Below are 25188 nucleotides of genomic sequence, written 5' to 3' on the forward strand. Positions count from 1 at the left end.
GCCCCGCATTCTTAAACGAGTCCATGCCTTGTTCTCCCGCGAAGGCCGGACTCCAGCCTGGATTCCCGCATTCATGGGAAAACAAAGCTGCTGATGTCAGCATGCTCGCCTACATCGGACCGCAAAACACCGCTTCACAAATACCACGCCAGCGTCTGCACTTTGTGCACTTCGGACCCAATGTACCGATTATGTGAGACCCTATAGACCGTCCAATTGTCCCCCCGCCCGAGCATGAAACGGATCACCGAATGACCACCGCCTATGACTGGACCGGCAGAATAGGCGACGTCTGGGCGGAGGAATGGCGTCGAACCGACCGAAGCTTCACCAACCTGACACCGTACCTGAACGCAGCGATCCTGTCCGTCGCCATCCCCCAAACCCGCAAGATCATCGACATAGGCTGCGGCGCTGGAGCAACCTCTCTAGCCACGGCCCAAGCGATCCCGACCGCGCAGATAACCGGCATAGATCTCTCACCCACCCTGATCGAGATCGCCAAACACCGCGCCAAAACCTCATCCAACGCCAGCTTCGAGTGCGCGGACATCACCGCCGCCGCCCCGAACCACGCTCCCATCGACCTCTACGTCTCGCGCCACGGCGTCATGTTCTTCGCTGACCCCGTCGCCGCCTTCACGACATTAGCCGAAGCCGCCGCCCCCGACGCGACGCTCGTCTTCACATGTTTCGCCGACCGCGCCGCCAACCGCTGGGCCACCGAAATCATCACCGCGACCGGCGGCAATGCAGACGCTCCGGCAAGCACCGCACCCGGCCCCTTCGCCTTCGCCGACCCGACTTACGTCGCGAGCATCCTCGAGAAATCCGACTGGCATGTCGCGTCACCCGAGCGTGTCGAATTCGCCTACCGAGTAGGGGACGGCGCCGATCCCGTAGCCGACGCCGTCGACTATTTCAGCCGCATTGGCCCGGCAGCATCCGCCATCCGAGACGCTGCCCCCGAGGAACGCGAGCGCCACATCGCGCGTCTCACCCAGGTCTGCGACCGGTACCGAAGCGGCGACACGGTGGAATTCCCCGCCGCCGCTTGGATCTGGACCGCGCGCAAATCGTCCTAATAAAAACAGGGGGTTCAGCATGATCATCGTCCACCACCTCGAAAACTCGCGATCGCAGCGGATCCTGTGGATGCTCGAGGAACTCGGCCTCCCCTACGAGATCAAGCGCTACGAGCGGAACAAGGCAACGATGCTCGCGCCGCCCGAACTCAAGCAGGTCCACCCGCTCGGCAAGTCGCCGGTGATCGAGGATGACGGCCAGGTGGTGGCCGAGACCGGCGCGATCGTCGAATATCTCGTCGACAAGGCGGACGGCAAGCTGGGCGCCCCCGCCAACCGCGCCGACGCGCTGCGCTACCGTTTCTGGCTCCACTATGCGGAAGGCTCGATGATGCCGCCGCTGCTGCTGAAGCTCGTCCTCGCGCGCATCCCGATCCTCGGCAAGGCGGCGACCAAGAAGATCCAGCCGATGATCGACGTCCATCTCGACTATGTCGAATCCGAACTGTCGAAGCGCCCCTGGTTCGCCGGCGCCGAGATGACCGCGGCCGACATCATGATGAGCTTCCCCTTGGAAGCTGCGCGCAATCGCGGCGGCCTCAACGAGTCCCGCCCCGCGACGATTGCATGGCTGGCAAAGGTCCACGCACGGCCCGCGTATCAAGCAGGGCTCAAAAAAGGCGGTCCGTACGCCTACGCCTGAGGCGCTCGATGGGGAGCCTCCGACCAGGGTAGATTACTCCACCGTCTTTAAGACACCTCCCCGGCGAAGGCCGGGGCCCAATTGGAGAGGTCGGAGTAACGAAGCGCACCGTTCGCCAGCCAAGTTTCCCAATTGGACCCCGGCCTCCGCCGGGGAGGTGCTTCTTTAGCGCTCCGCCAACGTAAAAGGGTATCCTCGAGCAATTACCGGTTCAACATTGCCCTCAAACCTCAAACCTCAAACCTCAAACCTCGAACCTCAAACCTCAAACCTGCCCCGGCCCGATCTTCTCATAGCTGTCCACATCCACCTTCGGACCATGCCCCGTCGGCGCAACCGGTGGATCCCGATCGGCCGGCTCACGCTCATCAAGCCCGCCCTCCCACTTCGCGACCACAGTCGCCGCCACCGCATTCCCGATCACGTTAGTCGCCGAGCGCCCCATATCGAGGAAATGATCCACCGCCAGGATCAGCAATATCCCAGCCTCCGGGATCTTGAACATCGACAGCGTCCCCGCGATCACCACCAGCGATGCGCGAGGCACCCCCGCAATGCCCTTCGACGTCACCATCAGCACCAGCAGCATCGCGATCTGCTGCCCGATCGGCATGTGGATGCCGTAGGCCTGCGCGATGAACAGCGACGCGAACGTCATGTACATCATCGACCCGTCGAGATTGAACGAATAGCCCAGCGGCAGCACGAAGCTCGCGATCCGCGGCGGCACGCCGAACCGGTCGAGCGCCTCCAGCGTCCGCGGATACGCCGCCTCCGACGATGCCGCCGAGAACGCGAGGATCAACGGATCGCGAATATACCGCACCAGCAACCGCGTCCGCGGACCGATCAGCAGGAACGCAATCCCGATCAGCACCGCCCACAGCAGCGCCAGCCCGATATAGAAGCTCAGCATGAAATAACCGAGCTGGCCGAGGATGGCCGGCCCCCGCTCGGCAAGCGTCGCGGTCACCGCTGCGAACACTGCGAAGGGCGCGAATCGCATCACGTAGTTGGTTATCTGGAGCATCACCGCAACCAGCGCCTCGATCGCCTTCACCAGCGGCGCGACCTTCTCGCCGACCGCGGTGATCGCGACGCCGACGAACACCGAGAACACGACGATCTGGAGGATCTCGTTGCCCGCCATCGCCGCGATCATCGAATCGGGGACGATGTGCGTAATGAACTTGGCAAGATCGAACGCCGCGCGGTCGACGCCGCTCGACGCGGTGGCCGGCGGGATCGCGAGCGCGAGGCCGACGCCCGGCTGCAACACGTTGACCAGGATCAGGCCCAGGGTGAGTGACAACAGGCTCGCGCAGATGAACCAGCCGAGACTGCGCAGGCCGACCCGCCCGAGCGCACCGGTATCGCCCATGTGCGCAATCCCCACGACGAGCGTCGAGAACACCAGTGGCGCGATGATCATCTTGATCAGCCGCAGGAACAGCGTCGTCACGATCGAGAAATAGCCAGCAATGTCCTTCAGCCGTTCCGCGGACTCGGCCGTGCCGTTGTCGATCGACGCGTTCAGGATCCAGCCGACGACCATCCCCGCGACGAGGCCGAACAAGATGTAATAGGTTAGCCGCTTGGCCATTAATCGCTCCCGAGAATTGCCGACAGGGAAGGGGATTGCGGCGCCCGGGTCAAGGACCCTATCGTCCGGCGATGTCGACCGCACGCCACAAACCCGCCTTCAGCCCCTCGCGCCGCGACCTGCTGAGCCTCGCCATCGCGGCGCCGTTGCTGTCGACCAGCGCGATCCTCCGCGCCGCCGAACCCGACCTGTCGGCGCTGTCCGACATCACCGGCACGACCAGACCGATCGATGCCGCCGAACGCGCCGCGAGGCTGGTCCGCGCGCAATCGCTGATGAAGGCGGCCGGCATCGGCGCGGTGCTAATCGAGCCGGGATCGTCGATGATCTACTTCACCGGCGTCCGCTGGCACACGAGCGAGCGGCTGACGCTGGCGATCCTCCCGGTCGAGGGCGAACCGTGCATCGTCACGCCGTTCTTCGAGGAACCGTCGGTGCGCGAGACGCTCGCCGTCCCCGCCGAGATCCGCGTCTGGCAGGAGGACGAGAACCCGCTCGCCGTGGTCGCCGGATTCTTGCGTGACCGGAAACTCGCCGCGCGGCCGATCGGGCTGGAGGCGGAGGTGCGGTACTTCGCCTATGCCGGGCTCGCTCGCGTGCTGCTGGCGGCGAGAATCGTGTCCGCCGACCCGGTCGTTCGCGCCTGCCGGATGATCAAAACGCCCGCCGAGATCGCGTTGATGGAGGCCGCGACCGAGGTAACACTCGCTGCGTATCGCTGGACGAAGCCGCGCGTCGAGAAGGGCATGACCGGCCCCGAGATCGGTGCGCTGATGAACGCCGCGACCAAGAAACTTGGTGGCGCGCCCGAGTTCGCGCTCGCGCTGATCGGCGAAGCGTCGGCCTATCCGCATGGCAGCCGCGAGATCCACCGCGTCGCCAACGGCCAGGTCGTGCTGATGGATTGCGGCTGCACCGTGCAGGGCTATCAGTCCGACATCTCGCGCACCTGGGTCCACGGCGCGGCAACCGCTGACCAGCGCAAGACGTGGGACCAGGTCGCCCGCGGCCAACAGATCGCGTTCGCCGCCGCCAGGATCGGCGCACCCGCCAGCAGCGTCGACGATGCGGTCCGCCGACATTACCAAACGCTCGGTTATGGGCCGGGGTACAAGCTCCCCGGCCTGTCGCACCGCACCGGCCACGGCATCGGCATGGACGGCCACGAACCCGTCAACCTCGTCCGCGGCGAGACGACCAAGCTGGCGGCGGGGATGTGCTTCTCCGACGAGCCGGGAATCTACATCCCCGGGAAGTACGGCGTGCGGATCGAGGATTGCTTCCACATGACGGATGCGGGCCCGAAATGGTTCAGCGAGCCGCCCAAGTCGATCGACGCACCCTTGGGGTAGTGGACGCCCAAGGAACGCCACCACCCCCACCAACACCACCACCCCGGCGAAGGCCGGGGCCCAATTGGGGGACGGCGATAACGAAGCGCTGCTCTCCATTATTTCCACCTCTCCAATTGGGCCCCGGCCTTCGCCGGGGTGGAACATCGGGGCGAACGGCAGCTTTTACCTACCTTGTTCTCCCGCGAAGGCGGGAGCCCAGTCTGGGTCCCCGCCTTCGCGGGGAAACAAGCTATCTTCGTTTCAATGCGATGCGTGCAAGGCGAGCGCTACACCTCACTTGAGCGAACCGCCCCGCTCGCCTAAGTCCCCGCGCATGACATCGACGAACGACATCCGCCGCGGCTTCCTCGACTATTTCGGATCGCAGGGGCACCAGATCGTGCCCAGCGCGCCGCTCGTGCCGCAGAACGACCCGACGCTGATGTTCGTCAATGCCGGGATGGTGCCGTTCAAGAACGTCTTCACCGGCCTCGAATCGCGCCCGTACACCACCGCGACCTCAAGCCAGAAATGCGTCCGCGCCGGCGGCAAGCACAATGATCTCGACAATGTCGGCTACACCGCGCGCCACCACACGTTCTTCGAAATGCTCGGCAATTTCTCGTTCGGCGATTATTTCAAGGAACAGGCGATCGTCCACGCCTGGACGCTGCTCACGCGCGAATGGGGCCTGTCGCCCGACAAGCTGACCGCCACCGTCTACCACACCGACGACGAGGCGTTCGATCTCTGGAAGAAGGTCGCCGGCCTCCCCGATCACCGCATCATCCGCATCCCGACCAAGGATAATTTCTGGTCGATGGGCGACAACGGGCCGTGCGGGCCGTGCTCTGAGATCTTCTACGACCACGGCGACCACATCCCCGGTGGCCCTCCCGGCAGCCCCGACGAGGACGGCGATCGCTTCGTCGAGATCTGGAACCTCGTGTTCATGCAGTACGAGCAGGAGAACGCCGAGATCGTCGGCAACCTGCCCAAGCCGTCGATCGACACCGGCATGGGGCTCGAGCGCATCGCCGCGGTCATGCAGGGCGTCACCAACAATTACGACACCGACACGTTCAAGGCGCTGATCGCAGCGTCGGGCGCGCTGACGCACACCGCGACCGACGGCGCCAACACCGCCAGCCACCGCGTCATCGCCGATCACCTGCGCACCGCCGGTTTCCTGATCGCGGACGGCGTGCTGCCCGCGAGCGAGGGCCGCGGCTATGTCCTGCGCCGGATCATGCGCCGCGCGATGCGTCACGCGCACATCCTCGGCGCCAAGCAGCCGCTAATGCACCGGCTCGTTCCCGCGCTCGTCACCGAGATGGGCGCCGCCTATCCCGAACTGTCGCGCGCACGCCCGCTGATCGAGGCGACCTTGCAGCAGGAGGAAACGCGCTTCCGCCAGACGCTCGACAAGGGCCTGAAGCTGCTCGACGAGGCGACCACCGGGATGACCGACGGCACGCTGGCGGGCGACGTCGCGTTCAAGCTCTACGACACCTACGGCTTCCCGTACGACCTGACCGAGGACGCACTGCGCGAACGCAACATCGCGGTCGACCGTGCAGGCTTCGACACCGCGATGGCCGAGCAGAAGCGCGCCGCCCGCGCCGCCTGGAAGGGCTCGGGCGCGAAGGCCTCGGACGACATCTGGTTCGACATCGTCGAGCAGACCGGCGGCACCGAATTCCTCGGCTACGCGTCCGACACCGGCGAGGGCGAAGTCGTCGCGCTGGTCAAGGACGGCGCGCGCGTCGATCACGCGACGACTGGCGACACGGTCGCGATCGTCGTCAACCAGACGCCCTTCTACGGCGAGAGCGGCGGACAGGTCGGTGATGCCGGGCACATCTCGAACGACACCGGCTTGCGCGCGAACATCACCGAGACGTCGAAGCAGCTCGGCCGCGTGTTCGTCCATCACGCGATCGTCGACTCCGGCGAGATCAAGGTCGGCGACCCCGTCAAGCTCCAGATCGACGTCGCCCGCCGCGCGCAGATCCGCGCCAATCACTCGGCAACGCATCTGCTGCACGAAGCTCTCCGCGAACGCCTCGGCAAGCACGTCGCGCAGAAGGGGAGCCTCGTCGCGCCCGACCGCCTGCGCTTCGACTTCTCGCAGCCCGTCGCGATGACCCCCGCCGACATCGCGCAGGTCGAGGCCGACGTGAACGCGCAGGTTCGCGGCAATGGCGCGGTGACGACGCTGCTGATGACTCCCGACGACGCGATCGCGATGGGCGCGATGGCACTTTTCGGCGAGAAGTACGGCCACGAAGTTCGCGTCGTGTCGATGGGCGAGACCGACGAGGGCACCTACTCGATCGAACTGTGCGGCGGCACGCACGTCAACGCGCTCGGCGACATCGGCCTGTTCAAAGTGGTCGGCGAAGGCGCGGTCTCCAGCGGAATCCGCCGTGTCGAAGCGCTCACCGGCGAAGCGGCGCGCGCCTACCTGACCGGCCGCGACGATCGCCTCCGCGAAACGGCGGCGGTGTTGAAGTCGACCCCCGACGAGGTCCCAGCCCGAGTAGCGTCGCTGCTCGAAGACCGCCGCCGCCTCGAACGCGAACTCGCCGACGCGAAGAAGGCGCTCGCGCTCGGCGGCGGTGGTTCGGGCGAAGCGGCTGGCCCCGAACAGGTCGGCGGCGTTGCTTTCATCGGCCAGGTGCTGAACGACTTCGAAGCCAAGGGCCTGCGCGGCGCGGTCGACGAAGCCAAGCAGCGCCTCGGCTCGGGCATTGCGGTGATGGTCGCGATCAACGATGGTCGCGCCTCGGTCGCGGTCGGCGTGACGGCGGATCTGGTGGCGAGCCACAACGCAGTAGACCTGCTCAAGATCGCGGTAGCGACGCTGGGCGGGCAGGGCGGTGGCGGCCGTCCCGACATGGCGCAGGGCGGTGGTCCCGATGGCGACAAGGCTGCGGAAGCGGTCGCTGCGGTTCGCGCCGCGCTCGAGGCCGTTAACGCATAATCCTGTCGTTGCGCTAACGGTCCGTGCGTAGGGTGGTGCCTTCCAGGAGAGTATCATGATCATCACGACCCTGATCCAGACGGTGTCTGCCATGTTCCCCACGGCGCCTCCGGCACCACCTGCGCCGCCTGCACCGCCGATGATGATGCAGCGCGGATTCGGCGGCGCGATGGTGGCGGAACGCTACGTCGTCGATGTCGACGTTCGCGCAGACGGTGCGGTCGTCTGGACGGGATCGCTCCGGGTCGCATCGAATGCGGCAGCAAGCTTCCGCCGCGATCAGACCGAAGCAGAGGAGAGTGATTGCGGCGTCCGGGCGGGATATCGCAGCGGCGTACAGACAGGCTTCTCGCTGCAATTGCGACCGACCAGGTTCGACGAAGCGGATAGCGGCGTCGCCGTCACGTTGCGCTGGACCCGCCCTGGAACCGGGCAATGTCCGGTGCAGGCCAGCACACGAACGGTTGAAATGAACGATGCGGTCAGATTGAAGGCCGGCGAGACGGTGACGATGAAGGGGGACGGCGGGCTCGTCGTCAAACTTCACCGCCGACCGTGACGGGCAGGGTCAGCCCCGAACCTCCGCCAGCGTCGTCCCGGCGGTAATCGCCTCGATATCCGTCACAACATGCAGCAAACGCACCCCAGACCGCGCCATCGCCCGGTCGAGCGCCGCTGCGAAATCTTCGGTCCGCTCGACGGTTTCCGCCCAACACCCATAAGCCCGCCCCAGCGCGGCAAAGTCCGGATTGCGCAACGCAGTCCCTGACACCCGCCCCGGATACTCCCGCTCCTGATGCATGCGGATGGTGCCGTAGCCGCCATTATCCACGACGATCACCAGAATGTCCGCGCCGTGTGCCACCGCGGTTGCCAGTTCCTGGCCGTTCATCAGGAAGCAGCCGTCGCCTGCCAGGGCGACGACGGTCCGCTCTGGATGCCGTAACGATGCCGCGACGGCGGCCGGGACGCCGTACCCCATCGCTCCTGCGGTCGGCGCTAGTTGCGTCCCCGGACCAGCATACGCCCAGTACCGGTGCCACCACCCCGAGTAATTCCCCGCCCCGTTGCAGATGATCGCATCCCCCGGCAGCCGCTCGCGCATCGCCGCCACGCACGGACCCAAGTCCATCACCAGATCCCGCGGCGCCGGCGTCGACCAGTCGAGCCACTCGGCATGCGCGTCCGACCCGGCAGTTCGCGGCGGCAAGTCGACCGCTAGCAACGCCTCGGCAAACTCCGCCATCCCCCCACACACCGCGACATCCGCGCGGTACGCCCGGTGCAACTCGTCCGGATCGGGATGCACATGGATCAGCCGCTGCCCCGGATGATCGGGCGTGATCAGCGCATAGCCATCGGTCGTAGCCTCCCCCAGCCGCGGCCCAACGACCAGCAGCAGATCCGCCGCCTTGACCCGCTCGACCAGCTTCGGATTAGGCCCATACCCAAGGTTGCCAGCCCAAACGGGGCATTCGTTCGGAACAGCATCCTGCCGCCGAAACGCCGCCGCCACGGGAATGCCGTTACGATCCGCCCAGGTCGAGAACGCCCCCGACGCCGCGACATCCCAGCCAGCCCCGCCAACGATCGCCACCGGCCGCTCCGCCGTCGTTAGCAAATCCGCGAGCAGGTCCATTGTGTCGGCGTCGCAAGCCTGCGCCACCCGTTCGACCCGCGGCCGATCGACCGCGTCGACGACATCGAGCAGCATGTCCTCGGGCAACGCCAGCACCACCGGCCCCGGCCGCCCTGACATTGCGGTCGCATAGGCGCGCGCGACATATTCCGGGATCCGCCGCGCATCGTCGATCCGCGCCGCCCATTTCGCGATGGGGGCGAACATCGCCGGGAAATCGATCTCCTGGAACGCCTCACGGTCGCGCGTGGCGCGGTCGATATCGCCGACAAAGAGTATCATCGGCTGCGAATCCTGCATCGCCACGTGCACGCCGATCGACGCATTGGTCGCGCCCGGCCCGCGAGTCACGAACGCCACCCCCGGCCGATGCGTCAGCGTCCCGTCCGCGCACGCCATGAACCCGACGCCGCCCTCCTGCCGACACACGACCAAGTCGATCGCCGGCGTATCGTGCAGCGCGTCGAGCACGGCCAGGAAGCTCTCCCCCGGCACGGTGAAAATCCGGTCGCATCCCTGTGCGACGAGTTGGTCGACCAGGATACGGCCGCCGGTGCGTGGTGTGATCATTGGCGCATCCTGCCTTCCGTTGCCCCCGAAGTCGAGAAACGGTTACGCTTGCGCCGAAGCCGGGACCAACCCGACTCGCTGGAGAGGATCATGACCGAATTCACCGCCGTCGCCAGTGGCTTGCGCTTCCCCGAGGGTCCCGTCGCGATGCCCGAGGGCAGCATCATCCTCGTCGAGATCGAGGCGGGCCGTATCACGCGCGTCGCTCTCGACGGCACGAAAACAACGGTCGCAGAACCCGGCGGCGGCCCCAACGGCCTTGCGATCGGCCCCGACGGCAAGCTCTATTGCTGCAACAACGGCGGCTTCGCGTGGCGCGAGGCCAACGGCTTCCTGACCCCCCACGGCCAGCCGGACAACTATTCAGGCGGGCGGATCGAACGAATCGACATCGCCACCGGCGCGGTCGAGATCCTCTACAAGGACGGCGATTTCGGCTGTGCGTTGCGCGGACCCAACGACATCGTCTTCGATTCGCTCGGCGGCTTCTGGTTCACCGACCACGGCAAATCGCGCGACCGCGACCGCGCCCGCGACATCACCGGCATCTTCTACGCGAAGGCCGACGGCAGCCATTTGGAAGAAGTCATCTTCCCGAGTGAAAACCCCAACGGCATCGGCCTCTCGCCAGACGGCACGCGGCTCTACGCGGCGGAGACGTTTACCTGCCGCCTGATGGCATTCGACATCGTCGCGCCCGGCAAGGTCGCCAGCGCGTCGGGCACGCCGCTCTACCGCCCCGCCGGCTACAAGTTCTTCGATTCGCTCGGCGTCGAGGCATGCGGCAACATCTGCGTCGCGACGATCGGCGAATGCGGGATCAGCGTCATCTCGCCGGCGGGGGAGTTGGTCGAGTTCGTCGCGACCGACGACGTGTTCACCACCAACATCTGCTGGGGCGGTGCAGACATGATGGACGCGTACATCACCTGCTCGGGCAGCGGCCGGCTGGTGCAGACGCGGTGGAAGCGGCCGGGCTTGAAGCTGGCGTATTGAAGGCGTCGGGAGGAGGCCGCCCAACTCCTCCGTCACCCCGGACTGGTTCCGGGGTCCACCGTTCCGCGTACTCATCGGCTAGCGAGTTTGCGGAGCCGTGGATGCCGGAACGAGCCCGGCATGACGGAGAGTAGCCGAGTGTCGCTTGAGGTACGTTGCCGACCGACCGCCAGCGCCTTATGCGAGGCGAAAGACCTGAGGAGGATGCATGGCGAACAAGCGCTACACCGATGCGGCAACGGCACTCGAAGGCGTGCTGTTCGACGGCATGACGATCTGCGCGGGCGGGTTCGGGCTCTGCGGCATCCCAGAACGCCTGATCGACGCGATCGAGGCGTCTGGGGTGAAGGACCTGACGATCGCCAGCAACAATGCCGGGATCGATGGGCAGGGCCTCGGCAAGCTGCTCCGCTCGCGCCAGGTGAAGAAGATGATCTCGTCCTATGTCGGCGAGAACAAGGAATTCGAGCGGCAATATCTCAGCGGCGAACTCGAGGTCGAGTTCTGTCCGCAGGGCACGCTCGCCGAACGCTGCCGGGCAGGGGGAGCGGGCATCCCCGGCTTCTACACCAAGACCGGCGTCGGCACGCAGGTCGCCGAGGGCAAGGAGGTCAAGGTCTTCGACGGCCAGGACTACATCCTCGAACGCGGCATCCGCGCCGATCTCGCGATCATCAAGGGCTGGAAGGCGGACGAGAGCGGCAACCTCATCTTCCGCAAGACCGCGCGCAACTTCAACCAGCCGATGGCGACCGCGGGCAAGATCTGCGTCGCCGAGGTCGAGGAGATCGTCCCCGTCGGCAGCCTCGATCCCGACACGATCCACCTGCCCGGTATCTATGTGAAGCGGATGATCGTCGGTGCGCCGTACGACAAGCAGATCGAATTCCGCACCGTCCGCGAGCGGGTTTCCGCGTGATCCACTTTCGGTTCTCCTGCGCACGCAGGAGCCCAGGGTCACGGGCGTTGCGGGCGGTATCCTGGGCCCCTGCGTTCGCAGGGGCACTGGTTTTGCAGGGCTGCGTCAGCGTGTCTGCGCCGACGTCGATCGCCGCCACGCCGACTGTCTCCGCGCCCGTCACCGTCGATGGCGTCCCCGCCGGCATGCAGTATCTCTACGCCTCGGGCGAAGCCGCAGCCGTCAGCATCCAGGCCTGGAACGCACTCGTCGGCTATGTCCGCGCGCAACGCACGCCAACATCCGTCGTCCTCGCCCAAGGCGCTTCGCTAGCCGCACCCACCTGGACCACCTGCGGCACCAAACCCAAAGCTGCGGTGTTCGACGTCGACGAAACCGTCCTCCTCAACCTCGGCTTCGAATACGACGCGTCCTCTGGCCAACCCTGGTCCGATCCCCGCTGGCAGGACTGGGAGCGCACCGGCGCCAAGCAGATCGCCCCCGTCCCGGGCGCGCTCGCCGCGCTCACCCAACTCCGCGCGATGGGCGTCACGGTGGTCTTCAACACCAACCGCTCCGCCGCCAACGCCGCGCAGACGCAAGCGACGATCGAAACCGCCGGTCTCGGCCCCGCGCGCCACGGCGAAACGCTGTTCCTCGCCGGCGACGACGCGACGGGCTCGAAGAAGGACGGCCGCCGCGCGACGATCGCCGCGAAATACTGCGTCGTCGCGATGGGCGGCGACCAGCTCGGCGACTTCAGCGATCTGTTCAACGCCGGCCAGACCCCCGCCGCCCGTCGCGCAACAGTCCAGTCGCCCGCGATCGCGGCCAGATGGGGGGCAGGGTGGTTCGTGCTGCCCAACCCCGTTTACGGCACCGCGCTGAAAGGCAACCGCGACGAGGTATTTCCGCCAGCAGTCCGCTGGGCCCCGACTGGAGGCGTACGCTAATGGCCGACCATCCCGCCAATCACCCCAATGCGATCGCGCTCGACAAGGGTGCGCAACTCACCAGTGAATCGGTCGAGGTCGCGCGCATCTGGATCACCAACGGCGCCGGCAGCAACGTGCTGATCGACGCGGGCATTCTCGAGGATCCGACCGTGTTCGGCTACCTTCTCGCCGACACGATCCGCCACGCCGCGCGCGCCTATGCGGGCACCTGGGGCCTCGACGAGGACACCGCATTGCAGGCGATCGTCGACGGCGTCGGCACCGAACTCCGCGAACAATTCACGACCATCACCACCATCCAGGAAGGAATGCACTGATGCCCTGGGACCGTAACCAGATGGCCGCGCGCGCGGCGCAGGAACTGAAGGACGGCTATTACGTCAATCTCGGCATCGGCATCCCGACGCTGGTCGCGAACAACATCCCCGAGGGTATGACCGTCACGCTCCAGTCGGAGAACGGCATGCTCGGGATCGGGCCGTTTCCGTACGCAGGCGAGGAGGACGCCGACCTGATCAACGCCGGCAAGCAGACGATCAGCGAACTCCCCTCGTCCGTCTATTTCAGTTCGTCGGACAGCTTCGCGATGATCCGCGGCGGCCATATCGACCTCACGGTACTGGGGGCGATGGAGGTCAGCGAAGGCGGCGACATCGCCAACTGGATGATCCCGGGCAAGATGATCAAGGGCATGGGCGGCGCGATGGATCTCGTCGCCGGCGTCAAGCAGATCATCGTCGTGATGGACCACACCGCCAAGGACGGAAGCCCCAAGTTCATCCCGTCGTGCACGCTGCCGCTCACCGGCAAGAACGTCGTCGACATGATCGTCACCGACCTCGCCGTGTTCCAGCGCGCGGATCACGACAGCCCGTTCAGGCTGGTCGAGATGGCGCCGGGCGTTACCGCCGACGAGATCGCTGCAAAGACCACCGCGCGCTACACCGCCTGATGGGTTACACGCTCGTCACCGCGAACCGCAATTATTCGAGCTGGTCGCTGCGCCCCTGGGCCTTGATGAAGGCGCTCGGCATTGACTTCGAGGACCGGATCGAGCCGTTCCTGGAACCCGTCAATTACGAAGCGTTCCGCGCCTTCTCGCCGACCGGGCAAGTGCCGGTGCTGATCGACGGCGAGCGGACGGTATGGGATTCGCTCGGCATCGTCCTCTACCTCGCCGAGCGTCATGACGGAATCTGGCCGGTCGATGCCGAGGCACGCGCGTGGGCGATCTGCGCGACGGCGGAGATGCATGGTGGGTTCTCCGCACTCCGCAACGAGCGGACGATGAACGTCGGCGTCCGTGTGAATGCCGCCCCCGGCAGCGACGCGCTCGACTGCGACGTCGCGCGGATCGCCGAACTCTGGACCGAGGGACTCGACCGGTTCGGCGGCCCCTGGCTCGCCGGCGCTCAGTTCACTTCCGTTGACGCCTTTTATGCGCCGGTTGCGTTCCGCGTGCGGACCTACGGGATCGACGTCGGCCCGGCAGGTCTCGCCTGGGTCGAGCGGATCATCGCGCACCCGGCAATGCGCGAATGGGAAGCGACTGCGCTCGCCGAGACATGGCGCGAAGAAAGCCACGAGGCCGACCTCGCGACATGCGGGTCGATCACTGCGGATTTTCGCCGCTGATGCGCCGCGCCGTGATCGTCATAGCGCTGATCGTGATCCTGATCGCAGGCACGGCGTTCACCGCAGGGCCGGGTACGCTCAGCGTCCTCGACGGTATCATGGGCGGCGGACGCGGCACCGCCCGTATCCGCGAAGGCGTCCCGTTCGGCACGCACGGTCAGAAACTCGACGTCTGGCGCCCGTCCGGTGGCGCCAAGACCGGCCTGCCGGTGCTGATCTTCTGGTACGGCGGCGGCTGGGTGCACGGCTCGCGCGGCGCCTATGCGTTCGCGGCGCGCGCCTATGCGAAGGCAGGCTACGTCGTCGTGATGCCCGATTACCGCAAAGTGCCCGACGTGCGCTTCCCCGCCTTCCTCCAGGACGGCGCCGAAGCGGTGAAATGGACCCGCGACCACATCGCGCAGTCTGGCGGCGACCCGAACCGAATCGCCGTCGCCGGCCATTCCGCGGGTGCCTACACCGTCGCGATGCTGACGCTCGACCAACGCTGGCTGAAGGCGGAGGGCGTCGACCCGCACATCATCAAGGCGGCGGTCGGCCTGTGCGGGCCGTACGACTTCTACCCGTTCACCGCCAAGCGCGCGGTCGACGCGATGCAGGGCGCCACCGACCCGGTTATGACCCAGCCGATCCACTTCGCGCGCGCGGACGCCCCGCCGTTGCTACTGATCACCGCCGGCGACGATACGCAGGTCAAGCCGCACAACGCGATCAACCTCACTGCGCGACTGAAGGCGCTCGGGGCGTCGGTGACGCACATCGATTACCCCGGTTTGAGCCACGAGAACGTCGCGATGGCACTCTCGAAGCCGTTCCGCGGCAAGGCCCCGGTGCTGGCCGACAGCGTCGCATTCCTGAACAAGGCGATGCCCGCGCGGTAATCCATCTTGTTTCCCCGCGAAGGCGGGGACCCAGTCTGGGCTCCCGCCTTCGCGGGAGAACAAACTTCCTCTGAGCGTGACCCCGGCTCATCCGAACGACCGAAAATTACATACAACCTTGGCGCAGCACCCCTTTTCGGTTACCGCGCGCTCCATCATGGCCACTCCCCAAACGCTGTACGAAAAGATCTGGGCGGCGCACGTCGTCGAACGCCGCGACGATGGCACCTGCCTAATCTATATCGACCGTCACCTCGTGCACGAGGTCACCAGCCCGCAGGCCTTCGAAGGTCTCCGCGTAGCAGGCCGCAAGGTCCGCCGCCCCGACCTGACGCTCGCCGTCCCCGATCACAACCTCCCGACCACCGCGCGGAAAGATGCCGCCGGCCGCGTCCTGCCGATCGCCGACCCCGAAAGCGCGCAGCAACTCGACGCACTCCGCCGCAACACCTCCGAGTTCGGCATCGACTATATCGACGCGACCGCGATCGAGCAGGGCATCGTCCACGTCGTCGGTCCCGAGCAGGGCTTCACGCTGCCCGGCACGACGCTCGTCTGCGGCGACAGCCACACGTCGGCGCATGGCGCACTCGGCGCGCTCGCGTTCGGGATCGGCACCAGCGAGGTCGAGCACGTCCTTGCCACGCAGACATTGCTGTTGTCGCAGGCCAAGACGATGGAAGTCCGCGTCGACGGCGAACTCGGCTTCGGCGTCAGCCCGAAGGACGTCATCCTCGCGATCATCGGCAAGATCGGCGCGGCGGGCGGCACCGGCCACGTCATCGAATTCACCGGCAGCGTGATCCGCGCGATGTCGATCGAGGGCCGCCTGACGATCGCCAACATGTCGATCGAGGCAGGCGCGCGCGCCGGCCTGATCGCGCCAGACGACACGACCTTCGCGTACCTCAAGGGCCGCCCGATGGCCCCGACCGGCGAGAACTGGGATCGCGCCGTTACGTGGTGGCGCAGTCTCGCGACCGATCCTGGCGCGAAATACGACAAGTCCGTCACGCTCGACGCCGCCGATATCGCGCCCGGCCTCACCTGGGGTACCAGCCCCGAGGACGTCGTGCCGATCACCGGTTTCGTGCCCGAACCGTCGAGCTTCGCGGACCCCGCCAAGCAGGCCGCCGCGCAGAAGTCGCTCGACTATATGGGCCTCACCGCCGGCACTGCGATGCGCGACGTGCCGATCCAGCACGTCTTCATCGGCAGCTGCACCAACAGTCGCATCGAAGACCTCCGCGCCGCCGCGGCGATCGCGGACGGCCGCCATGTCGCGACCGGCGTCCGTGCGCTCGTCGTCCCCGGCTCGGGCCTCGTGAAGCGTCAGGCCGAAGCCGAAGGGCTCGACCGGATCTTCATCACCGCTGGTTTCGAATGGCGCGAACCGGGCTGTTCGATGTGCCTCGCGATGAACCCGGACAAAGTCCCTGCGGGGGAGCGTTGCGCTTCCACGTCGAACCGTAATTTCGTCGGCAGACAGGGTCCCGGAGCGCGCACGCATCTGGTATCACCCGCGATGGCGGCAGCGGCGGCGGTTACCGGTAAGCTGAGCGACGTCAGAGAGTTGATGGGGGAACGAGCATGAAGAAGGTTTTTGTATTGCTGGCGGCTGGGGCAATGCTTAGCGGCGTAGCGGCCTATGTCGCATCGGCACGTGTGGTTCCGGAGCGCACGGAACAGCGATGACTCCCGTCACGACCGTCTCGGGCCGCGCCTATCCCTGGGGCGCGAAGAACATCGACACCGACGTTATCATCCCGGCGCACTGGCTGAAGACGATCACGCGCACCGGCCTTGGCCGCGGCGCGTTCGAGACGGTCCGCGCGCAACCCGGCAACATCTTCGACGACGCGCGCTACGCCGGGTCGCCGATACTCATTGCCGGCGATAATTTCGGCTGCGGCTCCAGTCGCGAGCATGCCGCGTGGGCGCTCGCCGACATGGGCATCACCGCGGTGATCGCGCCGAGCTTCTCCGACATCTTCTCGGGCAACGCGTTCAAGAACGGCATCGTCCCCGTCGTGCTGCCCCAGGAGGCGATCGACCGGCTTATCGAAGTCGCAAAGGACCAGACCGTCACCGTCGATCTCGAGACGATGACCGTCACCACCCCGTTCCAGGACCGCTTCACCTTCGAACTCGACGCATTCCGTCGCCAGTGCCTCATGGAAGGGCTGGACGAAGTCGGCCTGACGCTGGCAAGGGATACCCAGATTTCAAATTTCGAGGAGGCGGTCGCATCGAATCGCCCCTGGATGACGGTGGAGAGCGGGTATGCGAGCATTGGTGTCGAAGGTAGTCGGCGGACCTGAAACTCTGGAAATGGTCGAGCTGCCCGATCTGGTAGCCGGCCCCGGACAGGTGGTCGTCGCGGTCAAGGCCTGCGCGATCAACTTCCCCGACGTCCTGATCATCGAGGACAAATACCAGTTCAAGCCGCAGCGCCCGTTCGCACCGGGCGGCGAAATCGCCGGCACGATCGATTCGATCGGCGAGGGCGTCACCGGCTGGACAGTCGGCGACCGCGTGATCGCGATGCTCGGTCACGGCGGGCTGTGCGAGAAGGTCCTCGCCGACCCCGCCAAGCTCTACCGCCTTCCCGAAGGCCGCAGCTTTGCCGAGGGCGCCTCGCTGATCCTCACCTACGGCACGACCATCCACGCTTTGCTCGACCGCGGCCATATCAAGGCGGGCCAGACGCTGCTCGTCCTCGGCGCCGCCGGCGGGGTAGGGCTCGCCGCGATCGAACTCGGCAAGGCGTTCGGCGCGAAGGTCGTCGCCGCCGTCTCGTCCGAGGAAAAGGCCGCCGCCGCCAAGTCCGCCGGTGCCGACGAAACGCTGATCTACGCCCGCGCCCCGTTCGACAAGGACCAGTCGAAAGCGCTCGCCGAGCAGTTCAAGGCCGCGGTCGGTCGCGACGGCGCGCATGTAATCTACGATCCGGTCGGCGGCGACTATGCCGAGCCCGCGCTGCGATCGATCGCCTGGGAGGGCAAGTATCTCGTCGTCGGCTTCCCCGCCGGCATTCCGAAATTACCGCTCAACCTGACGCTGCTCAAAAGCTGCGACGTGTGCGGCGTGTTCTGGGGAGCATTCGCGGCGCGTGATCCCATGGCGAACCAGGCGCATATCGAAACGCTGTTCGATCTGTGGGAAGCGGGAAGGATCGCGCCGCGCGTGACCGAGACATTTGCGTTCGAGGACGGCGGCAAGGCTATCGCGAAGATGGCAGCTCGAGGTGCTATCGGGAAACTCGTCGTAGAGGTCGGCTGAGTACAGCCGCCTCTACAGGGGGTTCAAAACACGTTGTACGCAACGGTGGCGATCGCGCCCCACATCGCTATCGACGCGAAAATTCCGTAGGCAAGCCCGTGAACGACCGGCGGCGTCGCGCGCGTCTTGGTCAGGGGAACGGATGGCAGTTGGGATAGCGTCGACATATCACTCTCCTATCCGTGCACTGTGTCACGTGATCGACTTATATATCGTTACAACCAGACCATAGTTCCAGTAGTTTTTGTACGTTTTCGTCGATTGTTGCGCGGGGGCGCTGTGCGACCTATCTCGGGGCCGACGACAAGGCTGAACGGGGACCCGCGACATGACCACTTTCGACGACCGCGAACGCGCCAGCGAGGCGAATTTCGCGCGTGAGGAAGAGATGGCCTTCCGGATAACGGCCCGTCGCAATCGCCTGTTGGGTGGCTGGGCGGCGCAGGAAATGCAGCTGACCCCTGAAGAGACGGACGCCTATGCGACCGCGCTCGTGCATGCCGACATGGAAGGCGGCGGCGACGACGACGTCGTGCGGAAACTGGTTGGCGACCTGACCGCCGCGGGGCTCGACCATGACGAGGCTACCGTCCGCCGCGCGCTCGCACAGCAGATGATCGAGGCGCGTCGCCAATTGCTGGAGTCGCATTGATATGCCGATGGCTGCCAACGATATCGAAGCGATGATCAAGGACGCGATCCCCGATGCCCAGGTCGAGATTACCGATCTCGCGGGCGACGGCGATCATTATGCTGCCAAGGTCACCGCCGCCAGCTTTGCCGGGATGAGCCGGGTGAAGCAGCATCAGGCCGTCTATGCCGCGCTCGGCGGTCGGATGGGCGGCGTCCTGCACGCACTACAGCTTACGACCGCAATCTCCTGAGGACCGAAGACATGACCGACGATTCCAACGCCCGCATCGACGCTCTGGTAAAAGCCAGCCCGGTAGTCTTGTTCATGAAGGGCAGTCCGCTGTTCCCGCAGTGCGGCTTTTCCAGCCGAGCGATCGCGATCCTCAACCACCTCGAGGTCGAGTTCGAGAGCGTCGACGTGTTGCAGGATCAGGGCATTCGCCAGGGCATCAAGAGCTATTCCGACTGGCCGACCATCCCGCAGCTGTACGTCGATGGCGAATTCGTCGGCGGCTCGGACATCATGATGGAGATGTATGAGAGCGGTGAGCTGGCGCAGTTGTTCGAGACGCAGAAGGCCAACTGATCGAGGCACCGGGTGGGTGGATCGACGCGAGACCGGAAGGAAAAGCGGTCGATCCACCCTGTGAACGCGATCGCATTCGGTGACGGGACTACATCTGCACTGTCTGTGCCAGAACCCGTCGTTCGCAGTTTTGGCGACGTTCGATAGTTAATCCAGGTTTGGCCCGGCGTCGGCCTGTAAGAGTTTCCGACAGCTCTCCGCGACTAACTGAGGTCTTGCCATCGCCGCGTCGAGCCGCCATTTCGCATCCATGGCTGAGCATCCGACCGGTATCCCGATCCAGCTCGAGCCGCTCGTCGTTCGCGTGCTCGCGCCCAACGCCTCTCCCTATACCTATACGGGTACGCAGACGCACATCGTCGGCATGACCGATATTGCCGTGATCGATCCGGGCCCCGACGATCCCGCGCACATCGACGCACTGGTGCGGGCGATCGATGGCCGCCGGGTCGAGGCGATCGTCGTCACGCATCACCACCGCGACCATAGCCCCGCCACGCGTCCGCTCCAGTCGCTAACAGGCGCCCCGATCGTCGGCGCTGCGCCGTTCGACCTTGCCGACGTGGGCGCGCGAGCAGACGCCACGTTCGATGCCGCCTACGCACCCGACCGCGTTCTTTCCGAGGGCGATACCGTCACCGGCACAGGTTGGACTCTGGAGGCGATCGCGACGCCTGGCCACACCTCGAACCATCTCGCTTTCGCGCTGCCCGAGACGAAGGCGCTGTTCTCCGGCGATCACGTCATGGGCTGGTCGACCACGATCGTCTCGCCGCCCGACGGCAATATGACGGCGTACATGGCGAGCCTGGAAAAGCTGATGAGCCGAGACGACCGCATCTATTATCCCGGCCACGGCGAGGCGATCGATAAGCCGCAACGGCTCGTGCGCGGCATGCTCGGTCACCGCAAACAGCGCGAAGGGCAGATTCTCCGCCTGCTCCGCGAGGGCGCGCGGCCGATCCCGGCGATGGTCGAGCGCATGTATGTCGGTCTCGGCGCGCAACTCGTGCCCGCCGCCGAACGATCGGTGCTGGCGCATCTGTACGACCTGCAAACCCGCGGACTGGTTATCGAGGAAGGCGAGACATGGCGAACGACAGCGTGACCGAACCCGTACGCAAGAGCGGCGTGGCCCCGTTTCTGGCCAAGGCGGTCGGCGTCGTCGTCATCCTCGTCCTCGCTGGCCTGCTCGTGCTCTGGGGCGTCCAGCGCTATGTCACCAATCGCCTCACCCCCGATCCGACGACGATCGCCAGCGCGAGCCTCGAAGGACTGCGCGAGCAGAACCGCCTCTCGGCGTTCGCCGCGCGCTACGTCGCGGTTGTAACGTCGAAACAGTCGCAGCTCGGCTTCACGATGGAGAAGACGCTGATCATGCCCGGCATGGTGCGTTACGAGGTCGACATGGCCAAGCTGACACAGTCGGATGTCGCTTGGGACGGCAATTCGAAGACGCTGTCCGTGCGCTTGCCCGCCGTCGAAGCCGATGGCCCGCAGGTCGATCTCAACGCGGTGCGCGAATATGGTTCGGGCGGCGTGTTGACGACGTTCACCGATGCCGAGAAGCGCCTCGACGCCGCCAACCGCCGTGCCGGCCAGATCGAACTGATCCGGCAGGCGGGCGAGCCCGCGATGATCAAGCTCGCCCGCGATGCGACGCGCCGTGCGGTCGAACGCAGTTTCGCGATGCCGCTGCGGGCTGCCGGAATCGACGCGACCGTCGCAGTGCGCTTCGCCGACGAGCCGACCGCGAATACCGAGCGCTGGGACACCTCGCGCTCGCTGCAGGACGTGCTAGGGAATCGTCGCTAGAAGACGGGCGCTAAACTCGGGATACGACCATGGAATTGAAGCAGAACTTCGCCGGCATCGACATACGCGCCGAGATCGAGCGCCTCCGCAAGGAAAAGAACGCGGTCATCCTCGCGCATTATTACCAGAAGCCCGAGCTTCAGGATCTGGCCGATTTCGTCGGCGACAGTCTCGACCTCTCGCGCAAGGCCGCTGCCACCGACGCCGACGTCATCGCCTTCTGCGGCGTGCGCTTCATGGCAGAGACCGCCAAGATCCTGTCGCCTAACAAGATCGTCGTGCTCCCCGACATGGACGCCGGGTGCAGCCTGGAGGACAGCTGCCCGCCCGAGCAGTTCGCGGCCTTCCGCGCGAAGCACCCCGATCACATCGCGCTGACCTACATCAACTGCTCGACCGAGGTGAAAGCGCTCTCCGACATCATCGTCACGTCTTCGTCGGCGGACACGATCCTCGCGCAGATTCCGCCCGAGCAGAAGATCATCTTCGGCCCCGACCGCAATCTCGGCGGTTACCTTGCGCGGAAGACCGGCCGCGACATGCTGCTCTGGCCGGGCGTATGCATCGTCCACGAGGCGTTCAGCGAGACCGAGCTGATGAAGCTCAAGGCGCAGCACCCCGGTGCGCCCGTGGTCGCGCATCCCGAGTGCCCGCCGATCATCCTCGATCATGCCGATTACGTCGGCTCGACTCGCGGCATCCTCGATTATGCGCTGGCGATGCCTGGCGACACGCTGATCGTCGCTACCGAGCCGCACATCATCCACCAGATGGAAAAGGCGCTCCCGAACAAGCGCTTCATCGGCGCGCCGGGTGCGGACGGCAACTGCAACTGCAACATCTGTCCGTACATGGCGCTCAACACGCTCGAAAAGCTGTATGTCGCGCTACGCGATCTCTCGCCGCGGATCGAGATCGAGGAAGGGCTTCGGCTCCAGGCGAAGACGAGCCTCGACCGCATGCTGTCGATGGCATCGAATACCGTGGGGAAGGGCGATCTCGGGCCGAAGTGACGGCCCGTTTCAGTTGGCCGTCATTCGGGCTGGATTGTTCCAGCCCGGCGCGGTCACATCAGGAACAGTTCAGATCAGGGCGCGCTCAGAGCGCCGGGACGTCGACATCGCTCAACTGGGCGAGCGCCTGGTCGATATGGATGGCAGCAAGCGGCAGCTGTAGCGTGTCGGCCAGCGTCAAGGCTTCGTCGAGCAGGGCATGCAGGCGTGCGGTATCGGCCATCGTGGTGGTGGGCATAAGAATATCCTCGGTAGTGATCGGCAAACCCTCGACGTCTCGAATGGTTCCTATACCGGAAAAATAATTCGATGAGTCGAATGAACCGTGAAGTCACTGTTGCGACCGTCTCTTTTTTGGCACCGCGCGCCGAGCATATTTTCGACGAACAATCCGGAGACGCCAGGTGAAGACAGCATTGCCCGAGTCGTTCGATATCGACGCCTTCGTCGCGGCAACGCTGGCCGAGGATCTCGGCACGATCGGCGACATAACCTCGGCCGCAGTGATTCCCGCCGACGCACGGTTCACCGGCGTCATGGACAGCCGCGATCCGATCGTCGTCGCTGGCCTCGATCTCGCCGAGGCGTTCTTCCGTGCGCTCGACCCGGGCGTGCGGATCGAACGCCTCGTCCGCGACGGTCAGCAGGTGGACGCCGGCACCGAACTCATGCGGCTAGAAGGGGCAGGGCGCGCCATGCTGACGGCAGAGCGATCCGCGCTCAACACCGTCCAGCATCTGTCGGGAATCGCGACGATGACACGCGTGTATGTCGACGCGATCGCGGGCACGGGCGCGATCCTGCTAGACACGCGCAAGACGATCCCGGGCCTGCGCGTACTGGAGAAATACGCGACGCGGATGGGCGGCGCACAGAATCACCGCATGGGGCTGTGGGATGCGGCGATGATCAAGGACAATCATGTCGCGGTTGCCGGTGGCGTCGCCGAGGCGGTTCGTCGCGCAAAGGCCGCTGGAATCGCGCAGATCATCGTCGAGGTCGACCGCATCGACCAGATCGAGCCGGCGCTGGAGGCTGGCGCGACGCACCTGCTGCTCGACAACATGCCGCCGGCGGTGTTGCGTGAAGCGGTGGCGCTCGTCGCCGATCGCGTTCCGACCGAAGCATCGGGCGGTGTCAATCTAGACACGATCCGCGCGATCGCCGAGTCGGGCGTGACCTATGTGTCGGTCGGCCGCTTGACGCAGTCGGCGCCCGCAGCAGATATAGGGCTGGACTTCGCGACCGTCGAATAGCTCCGCCAGATCCGGCGCGGGCCTTCGGCTGGCCAGGTCAGGGAGTAGGACCATGATCAGGCCGGTTGCCATCGTTCGCTACGAGCGTCTCTATTGGGCGGCGTTCATACTGGATACTGTCGTCGCGGCGATGACCTGGACGCAGCGCGAGGCGATCGTCACCGCCTATCCGGTACTTGCCAAGGCGACGTGGATTTTGCCGACGTTCCAGGCCATCGGGATCGCGGTGACGGTGCTGCTTTGGTACTTCACCGCGCGCGCGCCGAGCGTCGTCGCGAAATGGGTGGTCGTGATCCTCGCGGCTTTGTCGATCTGGGCCGCCGTCCAGGCGCTCGCGACGCTCGCGACGGGTAGCGCGATTGTCGGCACGGCATCGATCCTCTCGCTCATCGCAGAGGCACTCTACGTCGCCGCCGCCGTCCACCTTTTCCGGCCCGGCAGCAAAGCCTGGTTCGGTCAGGACGACGCCGCCGAATTCGATACCGATACCGACAGAGGAAACGTCGCATGATCTCCAGGCTGACCCTCGCTGCCGTCGCGATCGCACTGCCGAGCGTCGTGCAGGCGCAGGCCTATCAATGCTCGACCCCCACGTCGGTCGAGCGCGTCCGCCCGGACCTGCCGTCGGAGAGCCAGCCGAAGCGGGATATCCCGACTGGTAGCTACACGCTCGCGATCACCTGGGCGCCGCAATATTGCCGTGAGAATGGCGATCGCACCGGGTCGACCTTCCAATGCGGTGCGGGGAACCGGTTCGGCTTTACGTTGCACGGCCTGTGGCCGGACGGGGTCGGCAAGGACTGGCCGCAATATTGTCATGACGCCGAGTTCGTGCCGCCTCCGGTGATCCGCGCGCACCTGTGCACGACGCCGTCCGCGCAGTTGCTCCAGCACGAATGGGCCAAGCACGGCACCTGTATGCCCGGCTATCGTCCGGCGAAGTATTTCAACCAGTCCGCCGGGTTGTACGGCAAGCTCCGCTATCCGGACATGGATGCGTTGTCGCGAGCGCCTCTGACCGCAGGCCGGTTCGCGGCTGCGATGGCGGGCGCGAATCCCGGCCTGAAGGCGGACATGATGCGCGTGACGGCGACGAAGCAGGGTTGGCTCGACGAGGTCTGGATCTGCCTCGACCGCCGCTTCCGCTACCGCCGCTGCCCGGTGCATCAGGGCGGACTGAACCCAAGCGCACCGCTTCAGATCTGGCGCGGGAGTCGGTAATCTCTACGAGGTAGGTGGCCGCTAAATCGGCATGGTACGGGGCCCCACGCCACATCCCGTTCGTGCTGAGTAGCGACCGAGTAGCTCCGTCAGGAGCGTATCGAGGGCGCGTATCGAAGCATGGGTCTCACGCGCCAACTGTCCTTCGATACGCCG

At 65.7% G+C, this 25188-nt stretch carries 28 protein-coding genes; 24 read left to right on the plus strand and 4 right to left on the minus strand.

Going from position 1 to position 25188, the window contains the following annotated elements:
* Positions 1–251 precede the first annotated feature (251 nt).
* Together C8J42_RS05750 and C8J42_RS05755 are read left to right on the plus strand one after the other, a co-directional pair.
* Positions 252–1085 (plus strand): class I SAM-dependent methyltransferase, encoded by an 834-nt coding sequence (locus C8J42_RS05750; RefSeq protein ID WP_133019281.1) that lies wholly within the window; start codon positions 252–254, stop codon positions 1083–1085.
* A gap of 19 nt (positions 1086–1104) precedes the next feature.
* Entirely contained in the window at positions 1105–1728 is a 624-nt protein-coding gene (locus C8J42_RS05755) for a glutathione S-transferase (RefSeq protein WP_133019282.1), read from the plus strand.
* Between the two features lie 265 nt (positions 1729–1993).
* Here C8J42_RS05755 and C8J42_RS05760 read toward each other — a convergent pair whose 3' ends face one another.
* Positions 1994–3331 carry a dicarboxylate/amino acid:cation symporter gene (locus C8J42_RS05760; protein WP_133019283.1) on the minus strand — a complete coding sequence of 446 codons (1338 nt, stop codon included), beginning with the start codon at positions 3329–3331 and terminating at the stop codon, positions 1994–1996.
* A 71-nt stretch (positions 3332–3402) separates the two neighbouring features.
* On the opposite strand from C8J42_RS05760, the gene C8J42_RS05765 reads away from it, so the two are divergent.
* The 3 genes from C8J42_RS05765 to C8J42_RS05775 all read left to right on the plus strand — a co-directional run bounded on the left by C8J42_RS05765 (position 3403) and on the right by C8J42_RS05775 (position 8210).
* Positions 3403–4683: a Xaa-Pro peptidase family protein gene (locus tag C8J42_RS05765; RefSeq protein ID WP_133019284.1), complete on the plus strand. Its 1281-nt coding sequence runs from the start codon at positions 3403–3405 to the stop codon at positions 4681–4683.
* Positions 4684–4999: 316 nt separating this feature from the next.
* Positions 5000–7651, plus strand: a complete 2652-nt coding sequence (gene alaS / locus C8J42_RS05770) for an alanine--tRNA ligase (RefSeq protein WP_133019285.1) — start codon at positions 5000–5002, stop codon at positions 7649–7651.
* A 55-nt stretch (positions 7652–7706) separates the two neighbouring features.
* A complete protein-coding gene (locus C8J42_RS05775) occupies positions 7707–8210 on the plus strand; it encodes a hypothetical protein (protein WP_120299819.1) in 504 nt (167 codons plus the stop codon).
* Positions 8211–8219: 9 nt separating this feature from the next.
* Here C8J42_RS05775 and C8J42_RS05780 read toward each other — a convergent pair whose 3' ends face one another.
* Positions 8220–9860, minus strand: coding sequence for a thiamine pyrophosphate-binding protein (locus C8J42_RS05780; protein WP_133019286.1), 1641 nt, complete (start codon positions 9858–9860; stop codon positions 8220–8222).
* 90 nt (positions 9861–9950) lie between these two features.
* Between C8J42_RS05780 and C8J42_RS05785 the strand changes: the two genes are divergently transcribed.
* The 10 genes from C8J42_RS05785 (at position 9951) to C8J42_RS05830 (ending at position 18508) form a co-directional block, all read left to right on the plus strand.
* Positions 9951–10856, plus strand: a complete 906-nt coding sequence (locus tag C8J42_RS05785; RefSeq protein ID WP_133019287.1) for an SMP-30/gluconolactonase/LRE family protein — start codon at positions 9951–9953, stop codon at positions 10854–10856.
* A 208-nt stretch (positions 10857–11064) separates the two neighbouring features.
* Positions 11065–11775 (plus strand): CoA transferase subunit A, encoded by a 711-nt coding sequence (locus C8J42_RS05790; RefSeq protein ID WP_133019288.1) that lies wholly within the window; start codon positions 11065–11067, stop codon positions 11773–11775.
* 185 nt (positions 11776–11960) lie between these two features.
* Positions 11961–12707 carry an HAD family acid phosphatase gene (locus C8J42_RS05795; RefSeq protein WP_133019911.1) on the plus strand — a complete coding sequence of 249 codons (747 nt, stop codon included), beginning with the start codon at positions 11961–11963 and terminating at the stop codon, positions 12705–12707.
* A complete protein-coding gene (locus C8J42_RS05800; protein ID WP_165895442.1) occupies positions 12707–13027 on the plus strand; it encodes a DUF5076 domain-containing protein in 321 nt (106 codons plus the stop codon). The genes C8J42_RS05795 and C8J42_RS05800 overlap by 1 nt, the downstream gene beginning before the upstream one ends.
* Positions 13027–13662 (plus strand): 3-oxoacid CoA-transferase subunit B, encoded by a 636-nt coding sequence (locus tag C8J42_RS05805; protein WP_133019290.1) that lies wholly within the window; start codon positions 13027–13029, stop codon positions 13660–13662. Before C8J42_RS05800 ends, C8J42_RS05805 begins: the two co-directional genes overlap by 1 nt.
* Entirely contained in the window at positions 13662–14345 is a 684-nt protein-coding gene (locus C8J42_RS05810; protein WP_133019291.1) for a glutathione S-transferase family protein, read from the plus strand. The genes C8J42_RS05805 and C8J42_RS05810 overlap by 1 nt, the downstream gene beginning before the upstream one ends.
* Positions 14312–15226: an alpha/beta hydrolase gene (locus C8J42_RS05815; RefSeq protein WP_243644144.1), complete on the plus strand. Its 915-nt coding sequence runs from the start codon at positions 14312–14314 to the stop codon at positions 15224–15226. Before C8J42_RS05810 ends, C8J42_RS05815 begins: the two co-directional genes overlap by 34 nt.
* Before the next feature lie 154 nt (positions 15227–15380).
* A complete protein-coding gene (leuC, locus tag C8J42_RS05820) occupies positions 15381–16820 on the plus strand; it encodes a 3-isopropylmalate dehydratase large subunit (protein WP_133019913.1) in 1440 nt (479 codons plus the stop codon).
* Positions 16821–16917: 97 nt separating this feature from the next.
* The gene (gene leuD, locus C8J42_RS05825; RefSeq protein ID WP_133019292.1) at positions 16918–17547 is read left to right on the plus strand and encodes a 3-isopropylmalate dehydratase small subunit; all 630 of its coding nucleotides are present in this window, start codon (positions 16918–16920) and stop codon (positions 17545–17547) included.
* A complete protein-coding gene (locus tag C8J42_RS05830) occupies positions 17510–18508 on the plus strand; it encodes an NADPH:quinone oxidoreductase family protein (protein WP_207897077.1) in 999 nt (332 codons plus the stop codon). The genes leuD and C8J42_RS05830 overlap by 38 nt, the downstream gene beginning before the upstream one ends.
* A 23-nt stretch (positions 18509–18531) precedes the next feature.
* Here the strand turns inward: C8J42_RS05830 and C8J42_RS20050 are convergent, their stop codons facing one another.
* On the minus strand, positions 18532–18675 hold the full coding sequence (locus tag C8J42_RS20050; RefSeq protein ID WP_165895443.1) for a hypothetical protein: 144 nt from the start codon (positions 18673–18675) through the stop codon (positions 18532–18534).
* Positions 18676–18836: 161 nt separating this feature from the next.
* Here C8J42_RS20050 and C8J42_RS05835 point away from each other — a divergent pair, with 161 nt between their 5' ends.
* From C8J42_RS05835 to nadA, 6 genes are all read left to right on the plus strand, one after another.
* Positions 18837–19160: a DUF1476 domain-containing protein gene (locus tag C8J42_RS05835; protein WP_056489104.1), complete on the plus strand. Its 324-nt coding sequence runs from the start codon at positions 18837–18839 to the stop codon at positions 19158–19160.
* 1 nt (position 19161) lies between these two features.
* Positions 19162–19392, plus strand: coding sequence for a BolA family transcriptional regulator (locus tag C8J42_RS05840; protein WP_056489106.1), 231 nt, complete (start codon positions 19162–19164; stop codon positions 19390–19392).
* 11 nt (positions 19393–19403) lie between these two features.
* Complete coding sequence (gene grxD, locus C8J42_RS05845; protein WP_056057434.1) at positions 19404–19727, plus strand: Grx4 family monothiol glutaredoxin; 324 nt, start codon at positions 19404–19406, stop codon at positions 19725–19727.
* A gap of 250 nt (positions 19728–19977) precedes the next feature.
* Complete coding sequence (locus C8J42_RS05850; protein ID WP_133019293.1) at positions 19978–20835, plus strand: MBL fold metallo-hydrolase; 858 nt, start codon at positions 19978–19980, stop codon at positions 20833–20835.
* The gene (locus C8J42_RS05855; protein ID WP_133019294.1) at positions 20817–21542 is read left to right on the plus strand and encodes a DUF4230 domain-containing protein; all 726 of its coding nucleotides are present in this window, start codon (positions 20817–20819) and stop codon (positions 21540–21542) included. The genes C8J42_RS05850 and C8J42_RS05855 overlap by 19 nt, the downstream gene beginning before the upstream one ends.
* Positions 21543–21571: 29 nt before the next feature.
* The gene (gene nadA / locus C8J42_RS05860) at positions 21572–22555 is read left to right on the plus strand and encodes a quinolinate synthase NadA (RefSeq protein ID WP_133019295.1); all 984 of its coding nucleotides are present in this window, start codon (positions 21572–21574) and stop codon (positions 22553–22555) included.
* 85 nt (positions 22556–22640) lie between these two features.
* Here nadA and C8J42_RS20055 read toward each other — a convergent pair whose 3' ends face one another.
* The gene (locus C8J42_RS20055; protein WP_156348710.1) at positions 22641–22793 is read right to left on the minus strand and encodes a hypothetical protein; all 153 of its coding nucleotides are present in this window, start codon (positions 22791–22793) and stop codon (positions 22641–22643) included.
* A gap of 166 nt (positions 22794–22959) precedes the next feature.
* Here C8J42_RS20055 and nadC point away from each other — a divergent pair, with 166 nt between their 5' ends.
* The 3 genes from nadC to C8J42_RS05875 are packed head-to-tail and all read left to right on the plus strand — an operon-like array spanning position 22960 to position 25032.
* Positions 22960–23811 (plus strand): carboxylating nicotinate-nucleotide diphosphorylase, encoded by an 852-nt coding sequence (gene nadC, locus C8J42_RS05865; RefSeq protein ID WP_133019296.1) that lies wholly within the window; start codon positions 22960–22962, stop codon positions 23809–23811.
* A 52-nt stretch (positions 23812–23863) separates the two neighbouring features.
* Positions 23864–24322, plus strand: coding sequence for a hypothetical protein (locus C8J42_RS05870; RefSeq protein WP_133019297.1), 459 nt, complete (start codon positions 23864–23866; stop codon positions 24320–24322).
* Complete coding sequence (locus C8J42_RS05875) at positions 24319–25032, plus strand: ribonuclease T (protein ID WP_133019298.1); 714 nt, start codon at positions 24319–24321, stop codon at positions 25030–25032. Before C8J42_RS05870 ends, C8J42_RS05875 begins: the two co-directional genes overlap by 4 nt.
* The last annotated feature ends 156 nt before the right edge of the window (positions 25033–25188 follow it).

Source organism: Sphingomonas sp. PP-CE-1A-559 (genome assembly GCF_004340965.1).
In the GTDB taxonomy this organism is placed as follows: domain Bacteria; phylum Pseudomonadota; class Alphaproteobacteria; order Sphingomonadales; family Sphingomonadaceae; genus Sphingomonas.

Coding starts and splice junctions, on each gene's coding strand:
- C8J42_RS05815 (WP_243644144.1), top strand. CDS start 14,312: ATGCGGGTCGATCACTGCGGATTTTCGCCGCTGATGCGCCGCGCCGTG.
- C8J42_RS05835 (WP_056489104.1), top strand. CDS start 18,837: ATGACCACTTTCGACGACCGCGAACGCGCCAGCGAGGCGAATTTCGCG.
- C8J42_RS20050 (WP_165895443.1), bottom strand. CDS start 18,675: ATGTCGACGCTATCCCAACTGCCATCCGTTCCCCTGACCAAGACGCGC.
- C8J42_RS05850 (WP_133019293.1), top strand. CDS start 19,978: ATGGCTGAGCATCCGACCGGTATCCCGATCCAGCTCGAGCCGCTCGTC.
- C8J42_RS05795 (WP_133019911.1), top strand. CDS start 11,961: ATGCAGTATCTCTACGCCTCGGGCGAAGCCGCAGCCGTCAGCATCCAG.
- C8J42_RS05810 (WP_133019291.1), top strand. CDS start 13,662: ATGGGTTACACGCTCGTCACCGCGAACCGCAATTATTCGAGCTGGTCG.
- C8J42_RS05875 (WP_133019298.1), top strand. CDS start 24,319: ATGATCTCCAGGCTGACCCTCGCTGCCGTCGCGATCGCACTGCCGAGC.
- C8J42_RS05800 (WP_165895442.1), top strand. CDS start 12,707: ATGGCCGACCATCCCGCCAATCACCCCAATGCGATCGCGCTCGACAAG.
- C8J42_RS05765 (WP_133019284.1), top strand. CDS start 3,403: ATGTCGACCGCACGCCACAAACCCGCCTTCAGCCCCTCGCGCCGCGAC.
- C8J42_RS05840 (WP_056489106.1), top strand. CDS start 19,162: ATGCCGATGGCTGCCAACGATATCGAAGCGATGATCAAGGACGCGATC.
- C8J42_RS05870 (WP_133019297.1), top strand. CDS start 23,864: ATGATCAGGCCGGTTGCCATCGTTCGCTACGAGCGTCTCTATTGGGCG.
- C8J42_RS05750 (WP_133019281.1), top strand. CDS start 252: ATGACCACCGCCTATGACTGGACCGGCAGAATAGGCGACGTCTGGGCG.
- C8J42_RS05790 (WP_133019288.1), top strand. CDS start 11,065: ATGGCGAACAAGCGCTACACCGATGCGGCAACGGCACTCGAAGGCGTG.
- C8J42_RS05785 (WP_133019287.1), top strand. CDS start 9,951: ATGACCGAATTCACCGCCGTCGCCAGTGGCTTGCGCTTCCCCGAGGGT.
- C8J42_RS05755 (WP_133019282.1), top strand. CDS start 1,105: ATGATCATCGTCCACCACCTCGAAAACTCGCGATCGCAGCGGATCCTG.
- grxD (WP_056057434.1), top strand. CDS start 19,404: ATGACCGACGATTCCAACGCCCGCATCGACGCTCTGGTAAAAGCCAGC.
- C8J42_RS05760 (WP_133019283.1), bottom strand. CDS start 3,331: ATGGCCAAGCGGCTAACCTATTACATCTTGTTCGGCCTCGTCGCGGGG.
- C8J42_RS05780 (WP_133019286.1), bottom strand. CDS start 9,860: ATGATCACACCACGCACCGGCGGCCGTATCCTGGTCGACCAACTCGTC.
- C8J42_RS05830 (WP_207897077.1), top strand. CDS start 17,510: ATGCGAGCATTGGTGTCGAAGGTAGTCGGCGGACCTGAAACTCTGGAA.
- C8J42_RS05855 (WP_133019294.1), top strand. CDS start 20,817: ATGGCGAACGACAGCGTGACCGAACCCGTACGCAAGAGCGGCGTGGCC.
- C8J42_RS05775 (WP_120299819.1), top strand. CDS start 7,707: ATGATCATCACGACCCTGATCCAGACGGTGTCTGCCATGTTCCCCACG.
- C8J42_RS20055 (WP_156348710.1), bottom strand. CDS start 22,793: ATGCCCACCACCACGATGGCCGATACCGCACGCCTGCATGCCCTGCTC.
- C8J42_RS05805 (WP_133019290.1), top strand. CDS start 13,027: ATGCCCTGGGACCGTAACCAGATGGCCGCGCGCGCGGCGCAGGAACTG.
- nadA (WP_133019295.1), top strand. CDS start 21,572: ATGGAATTGAAGCAGAACTTCGCCGGCATCGACATACGCGCCGAGATC.
- leuD (WP_133019292.1), top strand. CDS start 16,918: ATGACTCCCGTCACGACCGTCTCGGGCCGCGCCTATCCCTGGGGCGCG.
- alaS (WP_133019285.1), top strand. CDS start 5,000: ATGACATCGACGAACGACATCCGCCGCGGCTTCCTCGACTATTTCGGA.